This is a genomic window from Pseudomonas sp. HP_14 (assembly GCF_055283875.1).
On sequence record NZ_JBTOQI010000046.1, the window covers coordinates 74,171 to 95,116 of the forward strand.

A 20,946-nucleotide genomic window follows, 5' to 3' on the forward strand; every position below is an offset into this window, starting at 1 on the left:
GCGAACACAACAGAAGCCACGAAACTTGCCCCGCCGACCAACGTTATAAAAAACAATCGCCCACACTTTAAACTTCCGAAGCCGCAGTCGAAATAACGGCATTACAATGCTTAAAGTATAGTTGCAGGAAACTTATTAACGACCTTCACTCTACGCCTACAATCCGGATGCCTCTAACGCTGGCAAGACACAAGACGTCGCTTAACGGACACATTGGCTTTTTTAGTGCAGTTACCGACGCATTTGGCGCGCACCAGAATGATTCTTCTGCTTCGTTTTAGCTCGCTGCTCCCATTGGCAGCCACCACAGGTAATATGCCTGCTGCCTTGAAGGAGATGCTCTTGTCCACGACGCGCCAGCCAGTTCTTGATGAAATCGACCGCCAATTGATTGCGGCCTTGCAACTCAATGCCCGTGAAAGCGTGGCAATGCTGGCCAGGCAGTTGGGCATTGCCCGGACGACCGTGACGTCCAGACTGGCCAGGCTGGAAAGCACGAAGGTCATCACCGGATACGGCGTGCGGCTGAGTCAGCGCGTGGTCGACGGCGGTTTGCAGGCTTATGTCGGCATCACCGTGCAACCGCGTTCGGGCAAGGAGGTGCTGCGCCGCCTGAGCAGCCTGGCTCAGGTTCAGCAACTCTGCGCTGTAAGTGGTGAGTTTGATTATGTGGCCTGGCTACGCACTGATTCACCCGAGCAGTTGGACCAGTTGCTGGACCTGATCGGCAGCGTTGATGGGGTCGAAAAGACCACGACGTCGATCATCCTGAGTAGCAAGATTGATCGCGGGCAGCCTGTTTAGAACGACGAATCCCGGTAGGAGTGAACTTGTTCGCGATCTGGCGCGCAGCGGCAGCAATGGCCACTACTCGGTGCATTTGCTGAAATCGCGTTGCCAGATTGACGATTGCTGCAAAGCCGTTCGCGAACAAGTTCACTCCTACAGGGGTGTGCGTTCAACCCGACAGCTTTAGTCAAAGCGACTATCAACTTCGTCACATCGCACAAAACCACTGCATAACGACGACACTTTGCGTCTTATTTACGTCTCAGCTCCTGTCTAGACTGTCCCTTTCGCGTGCCAGCCAGGTCAGTCATGAAAAACAATCGCCACCCCGCAGACGGCAAGAAGCCGATCACCATCTTCGGTCCGGACTTTCCTTTCGCTTTCGACGACTGGATCGAGCATCCCGCCGGGCTGGGCAGTATCCCCGCAGAAAATCACGGTCAGGAAGTAGCGATCGTGGGCGCCGGGATCGCAGGATTGGTGGCAGCCTATGAGCTGATGAAACTGGGCCTGAAACCCGTGGTTTACGAAGCATCGAAAATGGGCGGCCGTTTGCGCTCCCAAGCCTTTGAGGGTACTGAAGGCATTATTGCGGAGCTGGGGGGCATGCGCTTTCCGGTGTCTTCCACCGCCTTCTACCACTACGTCGATAAGCTCGGTCTGGAATCAAAACCGTTTCCCAACCCCCTCACTGCCGCCTCGGGCAGTACTGTTATCGATCTCGAAGGCGTTACTTACTACGCGCAGAAACTGTCTGATTTGCCCGCGATGTTTCAGGAAGTAGCCGACGCCTGGGCGGATGCGCTGGAAGAGGGCTCGGGCTTCAAGGACATTCAGCAAGCCATCCGCGACCGCGATGTGCCGCGCCTCAAAGAACTGTGGAACACCTTGGTTCCGCTGTGGGACGACCGTACGTTCTATGACTTCGTCGCCACCTCCAAAGCATTCGCCAAACTGTCGTTCTACCATCGCGAAGTCTTCGGCCAGGTCGGTTTCGGCACCGGCGGCTGGGATTCGGATTTCCCCAACTCGATGCTGGAAATCTTCAGAGTGGTCATGACCAACTGCGACGATCATCAGCACCTGATCGTCGGCGGGGTAGAGCAAGTACCACTGGGTATCTGGCGTCACGCACCGGAGCACTGCGCCCACTGGCCCGAAGGCACCAGCCTTGCGTCTTTGCATCATGGTGCACCGCGAACCGGAGTGAAACGTATTGCCCGGGCCGAAGATGGTCTTCTGGCCGTCACCGACAACTGGGGCGACACTCGCCACTACGCCGCCGTATTGACCACCTGCCAGAGCTGGTTGCTGACCACTCAGATCGAATGTGAAGAATCGTTGTTCTCACAGAAGATGTGGATGGCACTGGACCGTACACGCTACATGCAATCGTCGAAAACCTTCGTGATGGTCGACCGTCCATTCTGGAAGGATAAAGACCCGGACACCGGCCGCGACCTGATGAGCATGACGCTTACGGATCGCCTGACCCGCGGCACTTATCTGTTTGATAACGGCGACGACAAGCCCGGCGTGATCTGTCTGTCCTACTCGTGGATGAGCGATGCGCTGAAGATGTTGCCGCAGCCCATCGACAAGCGGGTCAAACTGGCACTCGACGCGCTGAAAAAGATCTACCCTAAAGTCGACATCGCAGCGCGGATCATCGGCGACCCGATTACCGTTTCATGGGAAGCGGACCCGCATTTCCTCGGTGCCTTCAAGGGCGCCTTGCCGGGGCATTACCGTTATAACCAGCGCATGTATGCGCACTTCATGCAGCAGGACATGCCCGTGGAACAGCGCGGCATGTTCATCGCCGGTGACGACGTATCCTGGACGCCCGCATGGGTTGAAGGTGCCGTACAGACCTCACTGAATGCGGTGTGGGGCATCATGACCCACTTCGGCGGCAAGACCCACGCCAAGAACCCAGGCCCCGGCGATGTATTCCACGAAATTGGCCCCATCGCCCTCGCCGACTGAACAAGAGGCTCGACCATGCGCATCGCCGTTTACCAATGCCCGCCATTGCCACTGGATATCGGCGGCAACCTGCAACGTCTGGATGATCAGGCTCGGGAGGCGGCGGCCATTGGGGCAGAGCTACTGGTGTGCCCGGAGATGTTCCTCACCGGTTACAACATTGGTGCAGAGGCAGCACGCGCATTGGCGCAGCCCAGCGATGGCTTTGCGGCGGGTGACATCGCCGCGATAGCCAAGGGTTACGATATTGCGATCCTTTACGGGTATCCAGAGTTGGGTGCTGACGACCTGATCTACAACTCAGTTCAGCTGATCGACGGCCACGGCAAGACCCTCTGTAACTATCGCAAGACGCATCTTTACGGCGAACTGGACAAGGCGATGTTCAGCCCTGGCGAAGACCGCTTTCCGGTTGTGGAACTGAACGGCTGGCGGTTGGGCTTTCTGATTTGTTACGACGTGGAGTTTCCGGAAAACACTCGACGCCTGGCTCTGGAAGGTGCCGAGTTGATCCTGGTGCCGACGGCTAACATGGCGCCCTACGATTTTGTCGCCGAAGTGACTGTGCGTGCGCGGGCTTACGAGAATCAGTGCTACGTGGTTTACGCCAACTACTGTGGCAGCGAAGGCGACATTCATTACTGCGGGCTAAGCAGCCTCTGCGCCCCGGACGGCAGCCGCATGGCCGTGGCGCAACAGGATGAAGTGCTGATCTGGGGCACGCTGGATCGACAGGTGATGGAGCAGTCGCGGTCGATCAATACCTATTTCAATGACCGACGGCCGGAGTTGTATGGCGGCTTGGTAATTGAGGACCGGTAGGAGCGAACTTGTTCGCGAGACGCCCGTACCTGACACACCGCGTAGCCCTTCTCGCGAACAAGTTCGCTCCTACCGCTCTGCCGCGTTAGCATGATCGCTCTTCCCCTGGCAGCCCCATCATGCTCGTCACACGACACCTGACCCTCGCCAACGGCCTGAACGTCGTGCTGTGCCATGCGCCACGGCTCAAGCGCTGCGCCGCTTCATTGCGGGTGGCGGCAGGGAGTCATGACGTATCGGCTGCATGGCCTGGCTTGGCGCACTTTCTGGAACATCTGTTCTTTCTCGGCACCGAGCAGTTTGCCGGGGACGAAAAACTTATGGCCTTCGTCCAGCGTCATGGCGGGCAGATCAATGCCAGCACCCGTGAACGCACCACCGATTTTTTCTTCGAACTGCCAGAACCGGTCTTCGCCCAAGGCCTGGAACGCCTGTGCGACATGCTCGCTCACCCGCGGATGACCATGGCCGATCAACTGCGCGAGCGCGAAGTGCTGCATGCCGAGTTCATCGCCTGGTCGCGCGACGCAACATCGCGTCAGCAAATTCAGTTGCTGGAGCACGTATCGGCCCACCATCCACTGCGCGCCTTTCATGCAGGCAATCGCTACAGCTTGCCGGTGCCGCGTCCGGCGTTTCAGCTGGCGTTGCAGGATTTCTATCAGCGGTTTTATCAGGCAGGGCAAATGACCCTATGCCTGACGGGGCCTCAGACGCTGGAGGAGCTAAAACGGCTGGCGATGACGTACGGCTCGGGCTTCGCCAGTGGCGTAAAGGTTGCGCAAGCTGAGCCGCCGAAGCTGGTAGATGATGAGCATCGAATACTTGTCAGTGCCAATCAGCAACTGCTTGTGGCCTGTGAGGATTTACCTGAGGGAGCAGACGAGGCCGCTGCATTTTTGTGTCATTGCCTGAATGGCAGCCGGGCGGAGGGCGTGGTTGATGCGTGGAAGGCGGAAGTGGTTTATCAGTTTTCTGGTCAGATTTTTATCAAGGTCGACGCAATCGAGAGCAAGCTCACTCCTACAGATGAATCACCATTTCCTGTAGGAGTGAGCTTGCTCGCGATTGCGTCGGCGCTTATTCCGGATTGGATCTGCGCTTTCAAAACCCATTGGCCATCCCAACGCGACGACTACAACCGCCTTCAGCAACGACAACTGGATGTCAGCGGCCCACTGGAACTGGCGCACCACCACGCCCGCAACTTGCCGCAAGGCTTGTCCGAACAAGGCTGCACAGCGCTGATCGCATTGCTTGAGCAGATTCAACCAGGCACACACACCTCAGAAATCCACTGGCAATTCCCGAAACCCAACCCGTTCCTGACCGTACCAAGTAACGGCTACGAAGGGGCGCTCTATCTGCGCTGGCATCTACCGTCCCCACAACCCACGCTGTGGCGAATGTTTGATCAGAGCTTTAAATCCCTGGCGCAGGATGCGAAGCAAGCAGGCGTCAATCTTGAGTTCAGTGCGTACGGCCATTACTGGCAACTCAAGCTCAGCGGCCTCGACGCACCGATGCCCGAAATCCTCAAGCATGCGTTACAAAAACTCAGCGCTCCAGAAGATGCAGACCTGGCGCGCTTGGGCCAACCAAGCGATGAAGCTGCCCTGATTCCAATCCGGCAGTTGCTCAAAACCCTGCCAGATTGCTATCTGAACGCCGCGCCCGCTGACAAGATCAGCGATGTTCAGACCTTCTGGTCAGCAACGCAGTGGATCAGCTTCACGTCAGGCTTTGCACAAGAAACGCTCCCTGCGCTGAACAGCGTCTTACGCAGTACGCCGGGCCAGCGCGACGAGCAGACACTGCGAGCGCCAGCGCTGGCACCGGGTAAACACTGGCAAGGGGGCGCACCGCCGTCCTCAGAAAGCGCCGTGCTGTTGTTCTGCCCCACGCCCTCTTCTTCCATCGCCGACGAAGCTGCATGGCGGTTACTGGCTCATCTGGCCCAAGGTCCGTTCTACCAACGCCTAAGGGTCGAGTTGCAATTGGGCTATGCGGTTTTCAGCGGCTTGCGGCAAACCGCCGGACAAACGGGAATACTCTTCGGCGTCCAGTCGCCTAATACCTCAGTGCCGCAGTTGATCGAGCACATCGAACAATTCCTGAACGATTTACCTCAGTGGCTAAATAGCGCCGACCTTGCCGTTCAGACTGAAGCATTGATCGCGCAGCTGGACGTCAACGTCATGCAAACCCCGCAAGCAGCCGAGTTGCACTGGCAAGCGCATCTGGCTGGCCGTGACGAACAGTTCCTGTCCGCACTGCATGAAACATTACGAAACCTCGACAGGCACACTTTGTTGCAAGCCGCTGCTAGCCTTCAACAAACAGTGGGCGGCTGGCTCTGCCTGACAAACAGCCCGCAAAACCCTTGGCACGCAGCTTGATCGTTACCAAAGCTGCAAAAGCTTTGTTCACGAATCCGACAGCCAGAATTTGTTAAATTAAGTAACATAGCTTCCTAACCATCGAACGTATGCCTTCGCAGGTGTACTAACGATTTACCACCCACCGCTGCAATCACCCAGAAGGAGTCTCTTATGTGGACTAAACCTGCTTACACTGATCTGCGTATCGGTTTCGAAGTCACCATGTACTTCGCAAGCCGTTGATTACAACGCGGTGCAAAGCCTCGGTTCGCCGGGGCTTTTTTTATTGATAAGTCGTCTTTTTTCTTGAAGTTTTTCATGCCTCGCCCATGGAGCTGACATGTACATCCAGATTCTAGGTTCCGCTGCTGGCGGCGGCTTTCCACAGTGGAACTGCAATTGCGTGAACTGCGCAGGTTTCCGCGACGGTAGCCTGCGGGCCCATGCCCGAACTCAATCGTCCATCGCGCTGTCCGATGATGGCGTTAACTGGGTACTGTGCAACGCTTCTCCGGACATCCGCGCGCAGCTGGCCGGTTTTGGCCCTATGCAACCAGGCCGAGCCCTACGCGACACCGGGATCAGCGCGATCATTCTCATGGACAGCCAGATCGATCACACCACCGGCTTGCTCAGCCTGCGCGAAGGCTGCCCGCATCAAGTCTGGTGTACCGATATGGTTCACGAAGACCTGAGCACCGGCTTTCCGCTGTTCAACATGCTCAAGCACTGGAACGGCGGCCTGGTCTGGAACAGGATCGAACTCGAAGGCAGCTTTGTGATTCCTGCCTGCCCTAACCTGCGCTTCACTCCATTCCCGTTGCGCAGCGCCGCTCCGCCCTACTCGCCACACCGTTTCGATCCGCATCCGGGCGACAACATCGGCTTGATGGTTGAAGACCTCAAGACCGGCGGCAAGCTGTTCTACGCACCAGGGCTGGGCAAAGTCGATGACGCGCTGATGGAGAAAATGATCGCTGCCGACTGCCTGCTGGTAGACGGCACGATGTGGAACGACGACGAGATGCAGCGCCGTGGTGTAGGCACGCGGACCGGTACCGAAATGGGCCATCTGGCACAAAACGGCCCCGGCGGTATGCTCGAAGTACTTGAGCGCCTGCCAAAGCAGCGCAAAGTGCTTATCCACATCAATAACACTAACCCGATCCTCGACGAAGACTCGCCCGAGCGCGCAGATCTGGCGCGACGTAACGTCGAAGTGGCGTTTGACGGGATGAGTATTGAGTTGTAAGCAGCGCAATGACAACGAATCCGTTGGAGCGAGGCTTGCCCGCGAATACGATGGCTCAGGCGCAAAAGGTGTGTCGAATGTACCGGCCTCTTCGCGGGCAAGCCTCGCTCCAACAAAGTTAGTTTTTTGAGGGAGTCTAAATGAGCGAAGCAACGCCGCTGTCCCCCGCTGAATTCGAACAGGCCTTGCGGGCCAAAGGCGCGTATTACCACATCCATCACCCGTACCACGTGGCGATGTACGAAGGCCGTGCCACCCGCGAACAGATTCAGGGCTGGGTCGCCAACCGCTTCTATTACCAGGTGAACATCCCGCTCAAGGACGCAGCCATTCTGGCCAACTGCCCTGATCGTGAAATTCGTCGTGAGTGGATTCAGCGTCTGCTGGATCACGATGGAGCGCCAGGTGAAGACGGCGGTATTGAAGCCTGGCTGCGCCTGGGACAAGCCGTTGGTCTGGATCCTGATCAGCTTCGCTCGCAGGAACTGGTCCTGCCCGGCGTGCGCTTTGCCGTGGACGCCTATGTCAACTTCGCCCGCCGCGCCAACTGGCAGGAAGCCGCCAGCAGCTCGCTGACCGAGCTGTTCGCCCCGCAGATCCACCAGTCCCGGCTGGACAGCTGGCCGCAGCATTACCCGTGGATCGATCCGGCTGGCTACGAGTATTTCCGTACCCGGCTGGGCCAGGCGCGTCGCGATGTAGAACATGGCCTGACGATTACACTGCAGCACTACACCACCTACGAAGGCCAGCAGCGCATGCTGGAAATCCTGCAGTTCAAACTCGACATTTTGTGGAGCATGCTGGACGCCATGAGCATGGCCTACGAGTTGAACCGCCCGCCGTATCACAGCGTGACCGACCAGCGTGTCTGGCATAAGGGGATAGCCCTATGAGCTTCGATAGACAACAAGTCCCGAGCTGGCGTCGAGGCTATCGTTACCAGTTCGAACCCGCGCAGAACGGCCATGTGCTGCTCTACCCGGAAGGCATGATCAAACTCAATGAAAGCGCCAGTGCTATTGGCGGCCTGATCGATGGCAAACGTAACGTCGCCGCGATTATTGATGCACTGAACGAGCAGTTCCCAGGCTTTCCCGAGCTCGGCACCGACGTCGAGCAATTCATGGAGGTCGCCCGTGGCGAACACTGGATCGAACTTGCCTGATTCGACACTGATCGACTCAGCCATCAAGATTCCGCCCAAGCCCGAAGTGGGCCTGCCGTTATGGCTGCTCGCCGAGCTGACCTACCGCTGCCCGCTGCAATGCCCGTATTGCTCCAACCCTCTGGACTTTGCCAAACAGGGCCAGGAACTGACCACAGAACAGTGGTTCAAGGTGATGGCCGAAGCGCGGCAAATGGGTGCGGCGCAGATCGGTTTCTCCGGCGGCGAACCGCTGGTGCGTCAGGACCTGGCAGAACTGATCCGTGAAGCCCGTCGTCTGGGTTATTACACCAATCTGATTACGTCGGGCATTGGTCTCACCGAACAGAAAATCATCGACTTCAAGGAAGCCGGGCTCGACCACATCCAGATCAGTTTCCAGGCCAGTGACGAGCAAGTGAACAACATGCTCGCGGGTTCCAAAAAAGCCTTCGCGCAAAAGCTGGAGATGGCCCGCGCAGTCAAGAAGCACGGCTATCCGATGGTGCTGAACTTCGTGACCCACCGGCACAACATCGACAAGATCGATAAAATCATCGAGCTTTGTATCGCCCTCGAGGCTGATTTTGTCGAGCTGGCCACGTGTCAGTTCTACGGCTGGGCACACCTGAACCGCCAGGGCTTGCTGCCCACCAAGGATCAACTGGTTCGCGCCGAGCGGGTCACTAATGAGTACCGCGACAAGCTGGCTGCCGAGAATCATCCGTGCAAGTTGATCTTCGTGACACCGGACTACTACGAAGAACGTCCGAAAGCCTGCATGAACGGCTGGGGCAGCATCTTTCTGACCGTGACCCCGGACGGTACGGCGCTACCCTGCCACGGCGCGCGGCAGATGCCGGTGCAGTTCCCCAACGTGCGTGACCACACGATGCAGCACATCTGGTACGACTCATTCGGTTTCAACCGCTTCCGGGGTTACGACTGGATGCCCGAACCGTGCCGCTCATGCGACGAAAAAGAGAAGGATTTCGGCGGCTGCCGTTGTCAGGCATTCATGCTCACCGGCGATGCCGCCAATGCCGATCCGGTGTGCAGTAAATCGCCTCATCACGGGATGATTGTGCAGGCTCGAAAAGAAGCCGAATATGCTACCCAAACAATTGAGCAGCTGGCCTTTCGCAATGACAGAAACTCGCGCCTCATCGCCAAATCCTGACACATTCACAGCAGCCCAGGCAGTCGCCGCCGGAGTCGACTTCGCCGAGCTGGCGGTCAGCCCGCTGGGCTTGTTCTGGAATGAATATCGGCCTGAGGATGGCGCAAGCCGCATCTGGCGCTGGTTCGAAGACAACAAGACGTGTCTTACGCCGCAAGGCTTCAGCGTACGCAGCCGCGTTTATGAGTACGGCGGCGGGTCGTTCTGCCTGACTGAAGATGCGCTGGTGTTCGTTAACGAAAGCGATCAGCAGCTCTATCGCCAGCCACTGGTGTTTGATGAGTTTGAGGGCGAAGGTCTGCCCGAAGCCATCACCACCGGCAAAAAACGCTACGGTGATCTGGTGTTCGCCAACGGACAGATTCTGGCCGTTGAAGAAGACAAAGACATCCACCAACTGGTCAGCATTGACGTCGCCAATGGCAAGCGTCTGGTATTGGCCAGAGGTGCGGATTTTTACGCATCGCCGACCATGACTGCGGATGGTCAGCGTCTGGCCTGGATTGAATGGCAGAAGCCGCATCAACCCTGGACCAGCACCTTATTGATGAGCAGCAAGCGTCAGGCTGCAGGCGGTTGGTCCGAGCCGCGCTGCCTGGCGGGCGATCGCGAAGAAGAGTCCATCCAGCAAGCGCGTTTCGATGCCACGGGTCGGCTGTATTGCCTGAGCGACCAAGGGGGTTTCTGGCAGCCATGCGTGGAAGGCTCGTTCGGCCTGACCCACCTCAAAGCTTCCGACGCCGACCATGCGCCAGCGCCATGGCAACTGGGGGGGCGCAGTTGGCTGCCATTGCATCATGGCGCCTACCTCGCCACCTGGTCGGAAAATGGTGTCGGCGTGCTGGGCATGCGTGACACCCACGGCACGCTGGAGGATTTCAGCGGCGAGTACAGCCGCTTCCGCAGCCTGGCGCTCGACGATCAATACGTTTATTGCATCGCGGCCTCCGCAACGAGCCCCTCGGCAGTGCTGGCTATCAGTCGTAAAGACCACCGCGTCCAGGTGCTGGCGGGTGGCGTCGCTCCACTGCCACCTGAACAGATCAGCCGTCCACAAACTTTGCGCTACAAGAGTGGGGACGGTGAAGCGCACGGTTATTTCTATCCCGCCATGAATGCTGTCGGCACGCCGCCGCTGGTGGTGTTTGTGCACGGTGGTCCGACGTCAGCCTGCTACCCGGTGCTTGATCCTAAAATCCAGTACTGGACACAACGCGGCTTTGCCGTGGCCGACCTCAACTACCGCGGCAGCACCGGATACGGCCGTGAGTACCGTCAAAGCCTGCACCTCAATTGGGGGGTGGCGGACGTGGAAGATGCCTGCGCAGTGGTCGCGCATCTGGGTGAGCGCGGGTTGATCAATCCCGAGCAGGCATTCATTCGTGGTGGCAGCGCAGGGGGTTACACCACGTTATGTGCACTGGCCTTCAAGAAAGTATTCCGCGCGGGTGCCAGCCTTTACGGCGTCAGTGACCCGTTGGCACTGGCCAAAGCCACACATAAATTCGAAAGCGACTATCTGGATTGGCTGATCGGCGATCCAGAGGAGGACATCGACCGCTATCACGCCCGCACGCCGCTGCTGCATGCCGCCGACATTCAGGTGCCGGTGATTTTTTTCCAGGGCGAGCTTGATGCAGTGGTCGTCCCCGAACAAACCCGCGCCATGCTGATGGCCCTGAAATCACGAGGCATTGAGGCTGAGGGGCATTTTTACGCCGACGAACGCCACGGCTTCCGCAAAGCGGTTAACCAGGCGGATGCGTTGACGAAGGAGTGGGCGTTTTATCGGAAGGTGATTGATCAGGTGTGATCAATCGGGGGACTTGTTGGAGCGAGGCTTGCCCGCGAAGAACGATCATGCGGTATGCCTGCTCCACCGCGGTGTCTCATTCGCGGGCAAGCCTCGCTCCAACAGGTTGCGCCGCGCCTGAATACCTATCAAATCAAACCGAAGGCTGGGTCGCCTGCATCGACGGTCTCTGGCTCACTTCAAAGTACCAGTTGGCCAGACGCGGGTAGCGGCTGCGCCATGCCAGGTCCGGCTGGCGGAAGTCTATGTAGCCCAGCGCAGCGGCGACGCTCATTGAGGCTACATCGAAAGACGAGCTCAGTTCGGTAATCGCTTCCTGCTCAAAATAACCGAGTGTGCGCTCGATTTTTTCCTGCTGATTATCGAGCCAGAGCCCCCAATGCTTCTCAGCCGGGCGCAATGCGGTTTCATAGCGAATCAGCAAGGCTGCATCCAGCAACGCATCTGCCAGGGATGCCAGGGTCAAACGCCGCCAGCGTGCCGAGCCTTCGCGTGGGATCAGCGGTACGCCGACATGCTGATGATCGAGATAATCGAGGATGACCCGGCTGTCATGGATAACGTTACCGTCTGCCAGGCGCAAAGCCGGGATCTTGCCGGCAGGGTTATCGCTGTTCAGCTCCGCAACGGGGGCGACAGGCGTCAGGATCGTGGTTTGCAGCGTCACCCTGTCCAGCTGTCCGGTTTCATGCAGTACAAGCAGCACCTTGCGGGCGAAAGGAGATGCCGGGTTGTAGTACAAAGTCATGGTTGGCGCGGACATGGACGTTCCTCGAATAAGACAGTCCGTCAGACTAGCCAGCGCTAGCGATGTCCGCAATATCTGCTTTCAGGACTTGCGAACCAGCAAGCCCCTGATGCTGAAAGCCGTCGCGAGCCCTCCAGCGAACACAACGGACTGTTCGACTCTAGGTCTCAGGTTTCGGAGGTACTTGGGGAACGGCTTTTTTGACGTCGCTCGCAATCACTTTCGTCCACCACTGGGTGCGCTGCTCAACTTGAACAGGAAGAGTCGGCGATAGCGCCTTGAGCGCCAAGTCAGTGTTGGTCAGCGGGAAGCTGCCCGTAATACGCAGATCAGCCACCTCAGACGCGACCCCGAGATAACCGGCTCGATAGCGACCCAACTCAGCCACCAGATCGGAAAGCCGCGTGTTATCCACCACCAGCATGCCGCGCGTCCATGCATCGGCCCCAGGCTTGAGCGCCAGCATCGGCCCCAGGCCATCACGGGTCATCAGCACCTGCTGACCTTCACGCAGAATCTGCTCACGATCATCACGTTGCGCGTGAGCCGCTACCGCCGATTGCAGCACGCCCAGCAGCGTGCCCTCGTCTTCACGGCGCACAAGAAACCGGGTACCCAGTGCACGCAGACGACCGTCGCGGGTTTCGACGATAAAGGGGCGCGGATCCTCATGGCTTCCAGTTTCTACGAAGATCTCACCGTCCTGAAGGATTACGCGCCGTTGTGTAGCATCGAATCTCACGTCAATTGCGCTGTGGGTGTTGAGCCTGATCACGGTGTTGTCCGCCAGACGCACCATGCGCTGTTCGCCTGTTGCGGTGCGCTGATCGGCCAGCCAGTAATCGATCGGCATCAAACGGTTGCCCATGAACAGCGCAAGGCCGCAGGCCAGCATCACGCCAGCCAGCCCGCCGCCAAACTTGCGCATGCGCCGCAAGGCGCTGTCGTGCGATTGCAGCAAGGCGGACCTCGCTGGCGCGGACGTCAGGGAAAACTGATGATCAAGCATGCCCAGTTGTGCCCAGGCACGAGAGTGCTCCTCACTGGCGCGCAGCCACCTGGAGTGTTCGTCGCGCTCGTCCTGGCTGCCATTGCCGCAGTCCAGGCAAAGCTGCCAGGCGATGGCCGCGTCCAGCACCGTCGCTGAAACCGGTTTCGAACTGAAAGCGCTCATAGCGGCTCGCCGTACAACGCCACGTAGCATTGGCGCATGCCTTGCGCCAGATACTGCCGTACGCGTGAAGGAGAAACGCCCAGCCGTTCAGCAATTTCACCGTGGCTCAAACCTTCGAGGCGGTTATAGAGAAATGCAGCACGCGCCTTGCTCGAGAGTTTGCCCAACATGCGGTCAATGGTTTTCAGGTCTTCCAGTATCAACAGTTGCTCTTCCAGAGAGGGTTGCTCAGCTTCCGGGATCAGCATCAGCTCGCTCAGGTACACCTGTTCAAGCGCCGCCCGGCGGAAGTAATCGAACAACAGTCCTTTAGCGATCGCCGCCAGGAAGGCCCGCGGCTCGCGCGGATAATCGAGCTGATCACGTTTGAGCAACCGCACAAACGTGTCCTGACTCAAGTCCTCAGCCCGTTGTGGGCAGGCGACATTACGCCGTAACCAGGCGACCAGCCAACTGCGGTGGTCGCGATAGAGGGCGCCAATGAGCTCGCTCTGAGGGCTTGGGGCTGACGACACGAAACGAACCTCGAATAAGGTGCATTAAATAACGAGAACTATTCGCGATTGTCTCAGAGCTGACGGGTAGTGGCAAATGGCACCCGTCGGATGGGGATTTATAACGTTTGACGCATGCAGCCTGGGTGGCAGGAATTTGGGATCGACCTCGCCCCGCAGAAGCTGACCCGGCGTCCATGGCACCGCACTGTCTCGCGGCACACACTGGACCTGTAGGAGCTGCCGAAGGCTGCGAAGCATTTAGCCTGCCACAGCGCGATCGCAGCCTTCGGCAGCTCCTACAGACAATGCATTCAATCCTGCGTGAGCTCAGGTTAAGTGCAGGATCAGAACTCCAGCTGCGCCGAGAACGCGACGGTGCGCGGGTCGCCCAGGTAGCTGCTGTTGAGCCAGTACTCTTTATTGGTCAGGTTGCTGACGTTCATGCGCAAGGTCAGATCATTTTCAGACAGGCGCATCCGGTAGCGGGCCCCCGCATCGAACGTCGTGAAGGAAGGCAACTGGTAGTCGTTGTTTACATCGGTGTACTGCTTGCCGGTGTAGAACGCGCCGCCAGTAAGCGCCAGCCCCGGTACTCCGTTGATGTCGTACTCGGCATAGACCTTGGCCAACTGCTTGGCAACGTTGGTCGGGGCATTGCCTTCATTCGCTGCAATCTCGGTTTTTTTGACCTGTGGATCAAGGAAGGTCATGCCCCCGACCACGGTCAACTCCGGTATCACCTTACCGGTGACGCTGAACTCCACGCCGTTGTTTTCCTGCTGCCCATCAACCACGTAAACGTTGGCACCGTTGGTATAGGCGTTAGGCTTTTTGATATTGAAGAAAGCCAGTGTGAGCAGCGTCTCGCCAACCGTTGCCTTCGCGCCGATTTCATACTGTTCGCTGATTTCCGGTGCAAAAGCCTGCCCGGCGTTTACGGTGCTCGAAGGCGCAACACCGCCCGACTGGAGGCCTTCGATGTAGGTGGCGTAGGTTGTCAGCCAGGGCAGTGGTTTGTAGATCAGGGAGATGTTGGGCGAGGTCTTGCTTTCGTTGTACTTGGTTTCTGTTTCCGGTGTACCAAACGCTTTCGCGTATACAAACTCGTTGGCGTAAGTCTTGATTTGCGTATTCGTGACGCCAAGAATCGTCGACCACTGTTCGTTGAAGGTGATCACATCACCAATCAGGAAGTTATTGGTCTCGGAGGTATTCGCCAGGCGCTGGTCACCATGGCCGATGGAATAGGCAGGCTTGGTGACTTGCGGAGTCGAGCTCAGCGGTATGGTGCCAACCGGCGAAGTGTATTGCGGCCCTGGATACGGGACATGGTCTTCATACTGGCGTTGGCGCGAGGTGTTGCCCTGATAGCCCATGGTCATCTTGTGCCCGATGGGGCCGGTATCGAATGCTGCATCAAGGAACAGGTAGCCGGATTTCTCCTCGGTCTCGATAGGCGCGAACGCATAAAGATTCTGCGCATACACACCAGGCCCCGTGACGGTTGGGCCGGTGTAAGTGTTTTCCGTCGTGTATTGCTGGGCCGAGAATGCAGTGCGCAGGGTAAACACATCGTTCAGGCGCCACTTGGCTCGCACACCGGCCTTATCGGTTTCGTCATCGGCGAAGCTCCACTTCTGGCTGTACAACTTGTCGTTGCTCAGGGATGACGCGCTTGGCCGCCACGCCTCGTTATTGAAGTACCAGTAGCTGGTGGTGCCGCGCATCTCGGACTTCTTGTGCGATGCGTCGAATTGAACCAGCAAGTCATCACTGACGTTCCAGTCCAGCGCCAGGCTGATCATTTCACGTCGACGCTTCTGCATGTCAACCGCGGTTTCGCCGTCCTGAGTCAGGACGTTTACCCGGTAAGCCAACTTGCCTTCGGGGTCGATGGGTCCGCCAAAGTCGCCGTGCAGGTAATAGTTTTCGCCACCCGCATTGCCCAGCGTCACGCTGTTATAGCGCTCATAAGTCGGACGCTTGAGCACATAGTTAACCAGACCACCAGGCGAAGCCGGGCCATACAGGAAGCCGGTCAGGCCGGTAATGATTTCGAGCTGCTCATTCTCTTCGATGTAGTTGCCGCCGTCAGCACCGGTGGTAAAGCGCAAGCCATCGTTAGCGATGTTGAGATTACCCGCAGCGCTGAAACCACGCATGTTGACCGCACTGGCGTATCCGGCATTGCGCGGTGAATACAGCTGGGTGAACGGGTTATGTTTGAACACATCATCGAGAGACGTGGCCATCGTATTTTTCAACATCGCCTGAGAGGTAACACTCATCGAGTAAGGCGTGTCTTGAAGCCTCATCCCGCCCAGTGCACCGACGCTGGTGACATTCTCGCTGACATAGCCAGCGGCCTCGGAACCGGAAACCGCTGCACCCGCAGCATTGATGTTTACATCCGGCAACGCCAGCGTGCCTTCCTGCGCGGCCTCCAGATAATAGCCGCCGTTGCCATTCTGCTGCACTTGCAGGCCCGTGCCACTCAGCGCCTGACGCATTGCGCTACCGGCATCCAGATCACCTTTGACGGGCGCCGCAGTCTTGCCTGAAACCAGAGACGGATCGACGCTCAGCGCCAGCCCGGCCTGACTGGCAATAGCGTTGAGGGTGCTGGCCAACGGGGCCGCTGGCAAATCATAGGCGTGGATGGCGGAAGTCTGCTCCGCCGCAATCAACTGTGCACTGGCTATCGAAGAACCAAAAGCGATAGCCATGGCCAACAAACTGGGGCGTAGAAGCGTATCTAGCGGGAGGGACATGGCGGCTACTCGTGAATGGAAGCAATTCTCAGTAACCATGTGCCGAATGAAAAGTGGAAAGTGACAGGGGGCGCTGAAAATAAATTCGAAGAGATGCCTCGCAATAACGGTTCAGTCGGAGCTAACCGAGGTTACGAGGCCAGCGATAGCGGATGATCGCTGGCCACGTAACTCGGTGAGCGCCTACAAGATAGGGGTCAACTTGCGGAAGGGTTTATCGCACCACGCCTTCTTCGATCAGTAACTTGAGGATCGCCTCCGCGCCTGCCTCGGGCGTGACACCCTTGAGCACTTGTCCGCCGCCACCGCTGGCTTTGGCCGTTGCGGCTTTCATGCGGTCTGCGCCGCTTTTGGCTTTGATGACTTTCAAGCGTTTGGGCCGGGGTTTGGCCGGTTGCAGGGGCGAACCACTGAGGAGTTCGTCGCTGACAATTTCTACCTGCTCTGCTGCAAGCGTGCCGCGTTGCGCAGGGCCGTAAGCGCTTTGTCGAGGTTTCGGTGCAGCGTTATCCACAGTCGCCAGAAAAGGCAGGCGCACCTTCAACCGCCGCCGCTGGCCACGGGGTAATGCCTGCAAAACAAGGGCAGAGCCGTTATCCAGCGACTCCACCTCAGCCAGCCCCACGACCAACGGCCAGCCAAGGTTTTCCGCGAGCAGGAACGGCAACATGCCCGAGCCTTCGCCGGTTTCTGCCTGGCTTCCGGTGAGCACCACTTGTACCCCCGACTCACGGATGTAATCCGTCAAGGTAGGCAATGCATCGGCGTTTCCCGGCTGCTCCAGCACATGCAGCTCATTCAGGCCCATACCAAGGTAAGCCCTTAGAGCGGGTTCTTCGGCATTTCCTGCATGCAGCACATGCAAGTTATCCCCAGCCAGTTGCAAGCCCAACTCAACGGCGCGAGCATCCTGTTCGGCGCGACGTGAACGCCCCGACGTAGGGTGCGCGCCGATGGATACCAGGCTGATGACGTGCAGCGCAGCGTTATCCACAGAGGAAGCAGTTGGCTCAGGCCGCATCTTGTTTTGCTCCATTGCGATGGATTTCCACGGCTTCGATCAGCGCCTTGAGGATTGCAGCGCTGTCGCCGATCACAGAAAGATCGGCGCGTTTGATCATGTCGCAACCTGGGTCCAGATTGATCGCCACGACCTTATCGCAAGCGCCAATGCCTTGCAGATGCTGGATTGCACCCGAAATACCCACCGCTACATAAACCCGCGCCGTGACCCAGGTGCCGCTGGCCCCGACCTGACGATCGCGGCCCATGAAACCATCGTCCACCGCTACACGGGAGGCGCCTTCAGTGGCACCCAGCGCCGCAGCGGTTTGATGGAATAGATTCCAGTCCTTGACGCCATTGCCCCCAGAGAAGATGAACTCCGCTTCCGCCATCGGAATCATGGACGGGTCGACGGCGACAGCGCCCAGGTCTTCAATCCGGGGCAGGCTGCGCGCGACGCTTGTGGATAACTCAACCGGCAGCGCTTCATGACGGGTTTCACTGACCGGTTCAGCGCATTCCACAGCGGCCAGGATCAAGCGTGCCAATGGCCTCGCCAGATCCTGCTGCCCAGCTCCTGCCCGGCCTATGCATTGTTCATCGTTAACCTGCCAGACACGCGTGGCGGGGCGCTCGCCCAGGCTAGCGGCAAACCGGCGACCCAACTCACCACCACCGCTGCGGCTATCCGGTAATAACCAGTGTCTAGGGTTGAACTGGTTATCCACAGCTCGCAGGCCCTGAACACGTTGCTCCGGTGAATAACCGCTGAATTCGTTACCTTCGAGTGTCAGCAGGCGATCAACGCCTGCCGTCGCAAAAGCGCTCTCTTTGTGCTCGCCAAATACCACGGCGAGTACCGCGCCGTTCTGGCCAGCGAGCTGATGAGCAAGCCCCAGAAGGTCTCGGTCGTGACTGCTCAAACGCCCGCCAACCATGTCCGGCACCACACCGATATAGAACGCTGGCTCTGGCACTTGATGCAGCGGCAACTGCACTTCGGCTGCGGCCGAGCGCTTCACCGCCCCGCCTTGCTGGGCACCGCTGCGGTCAATTCTCTTGATGCCGTTAGGACCGATGAAACCGATGCCGTGCACATTCTTGCGCATCAGGCCATTTGGCCCCATCCAGCTGGTTTGCGCTGGCTGCATCGCGGCATGCAGTGGGTGCAAGCGGTTGCGGGCAATCCACTCGGCACGCGGATCGCGGCGAATAATGTCGCTCATCAGTGCACCTCCGCAGGTTCACGTTTTACTGGCGCAGATTTGCTGGGGATAACTTCTTCCTGCAACGCGTCGGCGACCAATTCGGCGATGTCTTTGATCAGCGGTCGCGGCTCGACCACGCCTTCGAGCATCGCGGTGCATTGCGGGCAGCCGACCGCCACCAGCTCCGCACCGGTTTCGCGGATGTCTTCCATGCGCATATCGGGGATACGTTGCTTACCGGGGATATCAGTAATGGGCGCACCGCCACCACCACCGCAGCAACGGGAGCGGAAACCGGAGCGCTGCATTTCCTTGACCTCGATGCCCAGCGCGCGCAACACATCACGCGGCGCTTCGTACTCGCCGTTGTAGCGGCCCAGATAACACGGGTCGTGATAGGTCACGCTGGAGCCTTTGTGCTGGCCCAGATTCAGCGCGCCACCTTGAATCAACTCAGCCATGTAAGTGCTGTGGTGTTGCACGAGGTAATTGCCATCGAACGCGCCGTACTCGTTTTTCAGCACATGGAAGCTGTGCGGATCGCAGGTGACGATGCGTTTGAAGCTGTATTTGCTCAGGGTCTGAATGTTGCGTCTGGCGAGCATCTGGAACGTCGCTTCATCACCGAGACGCCGTGCCACGTCGCCGCTGTCCCGCTCTTCAAGACCGAGCACTGCGAAGTCGACTTTGGCCGCTTTCAGGACTTTGACGAAGGCGCGCAAAGTGCGTTGGTTACGCATATCGAAAGCGCCATCGCCCACCCAGAACAGCACGTCGACAGCTTTTTTGTCGGAGAGCAGACCGAGGTTTAAATCCGCCGCCCAGTTCATCCGTCCGCCCGGTGCGAACCCACCCGGGTTGTCAGTGGCGATCAGGTTTTCCAGCACTTCAGCGCCTTTGTTGGGTGTAGCGCCCTTCTCGAGGGTCAAGTGACGGCGCATATCGACGATGGCGTCCACGTGCTCGATCATCATCGGGCACTCCTCAACGCATGCCCGGCAGGTGGTGCAGGACCACAGAGTTTCGGCGTCTACCAGACCGTTGACGATGGGTTGATGGGGGTTACCGCTGTGCTCGCCGATGGCTTTGCCTGGATAAGGGCTACCGGCGAATTTGGCGTCGGTACCACCGGCCAGCCCGACGACCATGTCCTGAATCAGCTTTTTCGGGTTCAGTGGCTGACCGGCGGCGAATGCCGGACACGCTGCTTCACATTTGCCGCACTGCACGCAGGCGTCAAAACCCAGCAGTTGGTTCCAGGTAAAATCCTTGGGTTTTTCCACGCCGAGTGGTGCAGTTTTGTCATTGAGGTCGAGCGGCTTGAGGCCGGTTGAGCGACCACCGCCGAAGCGTTCAGCGCGACGGTGCCAGGCCAGATGCAATGCACCGGCAAAGGCGTGCTTCATCGGGCCGCCCCACGTCATGCCGAAGAACATTTCCGACACGCCCCACAGGCATCCCAGGCCCAGCAGCGCGACCAATACCCAGCCGCCGAAATCCTGCGGCAGAATCCCCGCGACCGGCAGCGTGACCAGAAAGAAGCTGACGGAAAACGCCATGAGGCTTTTCGGCAGGCGCATCCATGGGCCCTTGGACAGCCGAGCCGGTGGGTTACGGCGGCGCAGGAACATGAAGATCGCGCCGACAAACATTAAGGTCGACGCCAGCAGCAGGGCATAACCGAGGATACGGCTGTGCAGGCCAAAGCCGTGTACGACGATAGCCAGCAATGCCGACAGCACAAAGCCCAACGCCGTCGCGACGTGAGTATTGGCGATGTATTTGTCCCGGGCCACGACATGGTGCAGATCGACCATATAGCGCTTGGGCATGGCCAACAGCCCGCCGAGCAGGTCGACGTTAGAGGCTCGGCCATTGCGCCACATATTCACCCGCCGCACAGCCCCCAGGACAGCAAGGCCCAGAGCAGCGAACAGCAGGATCGGAAGCAGTGTGTTCAGCATGTGAAGCTCCTACGGCGCTCGGTCCGACAGAGGTCATCGGTCTCCTGTAGGAGTGAGCTTGCTCGCGATCCAGTGCGCAGCGCTGGCAATGGATTCAAATTCAAAGCCGACTGAAGGCCGTTCCGGCCTTATCGCGAGCAAGCTCACTCCTACAGGAGGATTCGGTGTTTCCTGTGGGAGCCGGGCTTGCCCGCGATACAGGCGCT

At 58.5% G+C, this 20,946-nt stretch carries 17 protein-coding genes; 10 read left to right on the forward strand and 7 right to left on the reverse strand.

The window, feature by feature from the left end; all coding sequences use genetic code 11:
- Positions 1-342 precede the first annotated feature (342 nt).
- The 10 genes from ACYASS_RS25840 (at position 343) to ACYASS_RS25885 (ending at position 11,373) form a co-directional block, all read left to right on the forward strand.
- On the forward strand, positions 343-804 hold the full coding sequence (locus ACYASS_RS25840; protein ID WP_122664219.1) for an Lrp/AsnC family transcriptional regulator: 462 nt from the start codon (positions 343-345) through the stop codon (positions 802-804).
- Positions 805-1,098: 294 nt separating this feature from the next.
- A complete protein-coding gene (locus tag ACYASS_RS25845) occupies positions 1,099-2,778 on the forward strand; it encodes a flavin monoamine oxidase family protein (protein WP_463588193.1) in 1,680 nt (559 codons plus the stop codon).
- Positions 2,779-2,793: 15 nt separating this feature from the next.
- A complete protein-coding gene (locus ACYASS_RS25850; protein ID WP_463588194.1) occupies positions 2,794-3,600 on the forward strand; it encodes a carbon-nitrogen hydrolase family protein in 807 nt (268 codons plus the stop codon).
- 119 nt (positions 3,601-3,719) lie between these two features.
- The gene (pqqF, locus tag ACYASS_RS25855; protein WP_463588195.1) at positions 3,720-5,999 is read left to right on the forward strand and encodes a pyrroloquinoline quinone biosynthesis protein PqqF; all 2,280 of its coding nucleotides are present in this window, start codon (positions 3,720-3,722) and stop codon (positions 5,997-5,999) included.
- Positions 6,000-6,152: 153 nt separating this feature from the next.
- Positions 6,153-6,224 (forward strand): pyrroloquinoline quinone precursor peptide PqqA, encoded by a 72-nt coding sequence (gene pqqA / locus ACYASS_RS25860; RefSeq protein WP_008365141.1) that lies wholly within the window; start codon positions 6,153-6,155, stop codon positions 6,222-6,224.
- 97 nt (positions 6,225-6,321) lie between these two features.
- A complete protein-coding gene (gene pqqB / locus ACYASS_RS25865; protein ID WP_463588196.1) occupies positions 6,322-7,233 on the forward strand; it encodes a pyrroloquinoline quinone biosynthesis protein PqqB in 912 nt (303 codons plus the stop codon).
- A gap of 140 nt (positions 7,234-7,373) precedes the next feature.
- The gene (gene pqqC / locus ACYASS_RS25870; RefSeq protein WP_099268493.1) at positions 7,374-8,129 is read left to right on the forward strand and encodes a pyrroloquinoline-quinone synthase PqqC; all 756 of its coding nucleotides are present in this window, start codon (positions 7,374-7,376) and stop codon (positions 8,127-8,129) included.
- Positions 8,126-8,401, forward strand: a complete 276-nt coding sequence (pqqD, locus tag ACYASS_RS25875; RefSeq protein ID WP_463588197.1) for a pyrroloquinoline quinone biosynthesis peptide chaperone PqqD — start codon at positions 8,126-8,128, stop codon at positions 8,399-8,401. Before pqqC ends, pqqD begins: the two co-directional genes overlap by 4 nt.
- A complete protein-coding gene (gene pqqE, locus ACYASS_RS25880) occupies positions 8,373-9,560 on the forward strand; it encodes a pyrroloquinoline quinone biosynthesis protein PqqE (protein ID WP_422764914.1) in 1,188 nt (395 codons plus the stop codon). The genes pqqD and pqqE overlap by 29 nt, the downstream gene beginning before the upstream one ends.
- Complete coding sequence (locus ACYASS_RS25885; RefSeq protein ID WP_463588198.1) at positions 9,526-11,373, forward strand: alpha/beta hydrolase family protein; 1,848 nt, start codon at positions 9,526-9,528, stop codon at positions 11,371-11,373. Before pqqE ends, ACYASS_RS25885 begins: the two co-directional genes overlap by 35 nt.
- 133 nt (positions 11,374-11,506) lie before the next feature.
- Here the strand turns inward: ACYASS_RS25885 and ACYASS_RS25890 are convergent, their stop codons facing one another.
- The 7 genes from ACYASS_RS25890 to dgcB form a co-directional block, all read right to left on the reverse strand.
- Positions 11,507-12,136: a glutathione S-transferase gene (locus tag ACYASS_RS25890; protein WP_463588199.1), complete on the reverse strand. Its 630-nt coding sequence runs from the start codon at positions 12,134-12,136 to the stop codon at positions 11,507-11,509.
- Between the two features lie 145 nt (positions 12,137-12,281).
- Positions 12,282-13,295 (reverse strand): FecR domain-containing protein, encoded by a 1,014-nt coding sequence (locus tag ACYASS_RS25895; RefSeq protein ID WP_463588200.1) that lies wholly within the window; start codon positions 13,293-13,295, stop codon positions 12,282-12,284.
- Complete coding sequence (locus ACYASS_RS25900; protein ID WP_463588201.1) at positions 13,292-13,810, reverse strand: RNA polymerase sigma factor; 519 nt, start codon at positions 13,808-13,810, stop codon at positions 13,292-13,294. The genes ACYASS_RS25895 and ACYASS_RS25900 overlap by 4 nt, the downstream gene beginning before the upstream one ends.
- Positions 13,811-14,136: 326 nt before the next feature.
- Complete coding sequence (locus tag ACYASS_RS25905) at positions 14,137-16,563, reverse strand: TonB-dependent siderophore receptor (protein ID WP_463588202.1); 2,427 nt, start codon at positions 16,561-16,563, stop codon at positions 14,137-14,139.
- A gap of 214 nt (positions 16,564-16,777) precedes the next feature.
- Positions 16,778-17,584 carry an electron transfer flavoprotein subunit beta gene (gene etfB, locus ACYASS_RS25910; RefSeq protein ID WP_463588203.1) on the reverse strand — a complete coding sequence of 269 codons (807 nt, stop codon included), beginning with the start codon at positions 17,582-17,584 and terminating at the stop codon, positions 16,778-16,780.
- The gene (gene etfA / locus ACYASS_RS25915) at positions 17,574-18,794 is read right to left on the reverse strand and encodes an electron transfer flavoprotein subunit alpha (protein WP_463588204.1); all 1,221 of its coding nucleotides are present in this window, start codon (positions 18,792-18,794) and stop codon (positions 17,574-17,576) included. Before etfA ends, etfB begins: the two co-directional genes overlap by 11 nt.
- Positions 18,794-20,740 carry a dimethylglycine demethylation protein DgcB gene (gene dgcB, locus ACYASS_RS25920; protein WP_463588205.1) on the reverse strand — a complete coding sequence of 649 codons (1,947 nt, stop codon included), beginning with the start codon at positions 20,738-20,740 and terminating at the stop codon, positions 18,794-18,796. Before dgcB ends, etfA begins: the two co-directional genes overlap by 1 nt.
- Positions 20,741-20,946 lie beyond the last annotated feature (206 nt).

What these genes read in the sequence shown, in the direction of transcription:
- ACYASS_RS25895 (WP_463588200.1), bottom strand. Translation starts at nt 13,295, where the DNA reads ATGAGCGCTTTCAGTTCGAAACCGGTTTCAGCGACGGTGCTGGACGCG.
- pqqD (WP_463588197.1), top strand. Translation starts at nt 8,126, where the DNA reads ATGAGCTTCGATAGACAACAAGTCCCGAGCTGGCGTCGAGGCTATCGT.
- pqqF (WP_463588195.1), top strand. Translation starts at nt 3,720, where the DNA reads ATGCTCGTCACACGACACCTGACCCTCGCCAACGGCCTGAACGTCGTG.
- dgcB (WP_463588205.1), bottom strand. Translation starts at nt 20,740, where the DNA reads ATGCTGAACACACTGCTTCCGATCCTGCTGTTCGCTGCTCTGGGCCTT.
- ACYASS_RS25905 (WP_463588202.1), bottom strand. Translation starts at nt 16,563, where the DNA reads ATGTCCCTCCCGCTAGATACGCTTCTACGCCCCAGTTTGTTGGCCATG.
- ACYASS_RS25890 (WP_463588199.1), bottom strand. Translation starts at nt 12,136, where the DNA reads ATGTCCGCGCCAACCATGACTTTGTACTACAACCCGGCATCTCCTTTC.
- pqqC (WP_099268493.1), top strand. Translation starts at nt 7,374, where the DNA reads ATGAGCGAAGCAACGCCGCTGTCCCCCGCTGAATTCGAACAGGCCTTG.
- ACYASS_RS25850 (WP_463588194.1), top strand. Translation starts at nt 2,794, where the DNA reads ATGCGCATCGCCGTTTACCAATGCCCGCCATTGCCACTGGATATCGGC.
- etfA (WP_463588204.1), bottom strand. Translation starts at nt 18,794, where the DNA reads ATGAGCGACATTATTCGCCGCGATCCGCGTGCCGAGTGGATTGCCCGC.
- ACYASS_RS25885 (WP_463588198.1), top strand. Translation starts at nt 9,526, where the DNA reads ATGACAGAAACTCGCGCCTCATCGCCAAATCCTGACACATTCACAGCA.
- etfB (WP_463588203.1), bottom strand. Translation starts at nt 17,584, where the DNA reads ATGCGGCCTGAGCCAACTGCTTCCTCTGTGGATAACGCTGCGCTGCAC.
- pqqB (WP_463588196.1), top strand. Translation starts at nt 6,322, where the DNA reads ATGTACATCCAGATTCTAGGTTCCGCTGCTGGCGGCGGCTTTCCACAG.
- ACYASS_RS25845 (WP_463588193.1), top strand. Translation starts at nt 1,099, where the DNA reads ATGAAAAACAATCGCCACCCCGCAGACGGCAAGAAGCCGATCACCATC.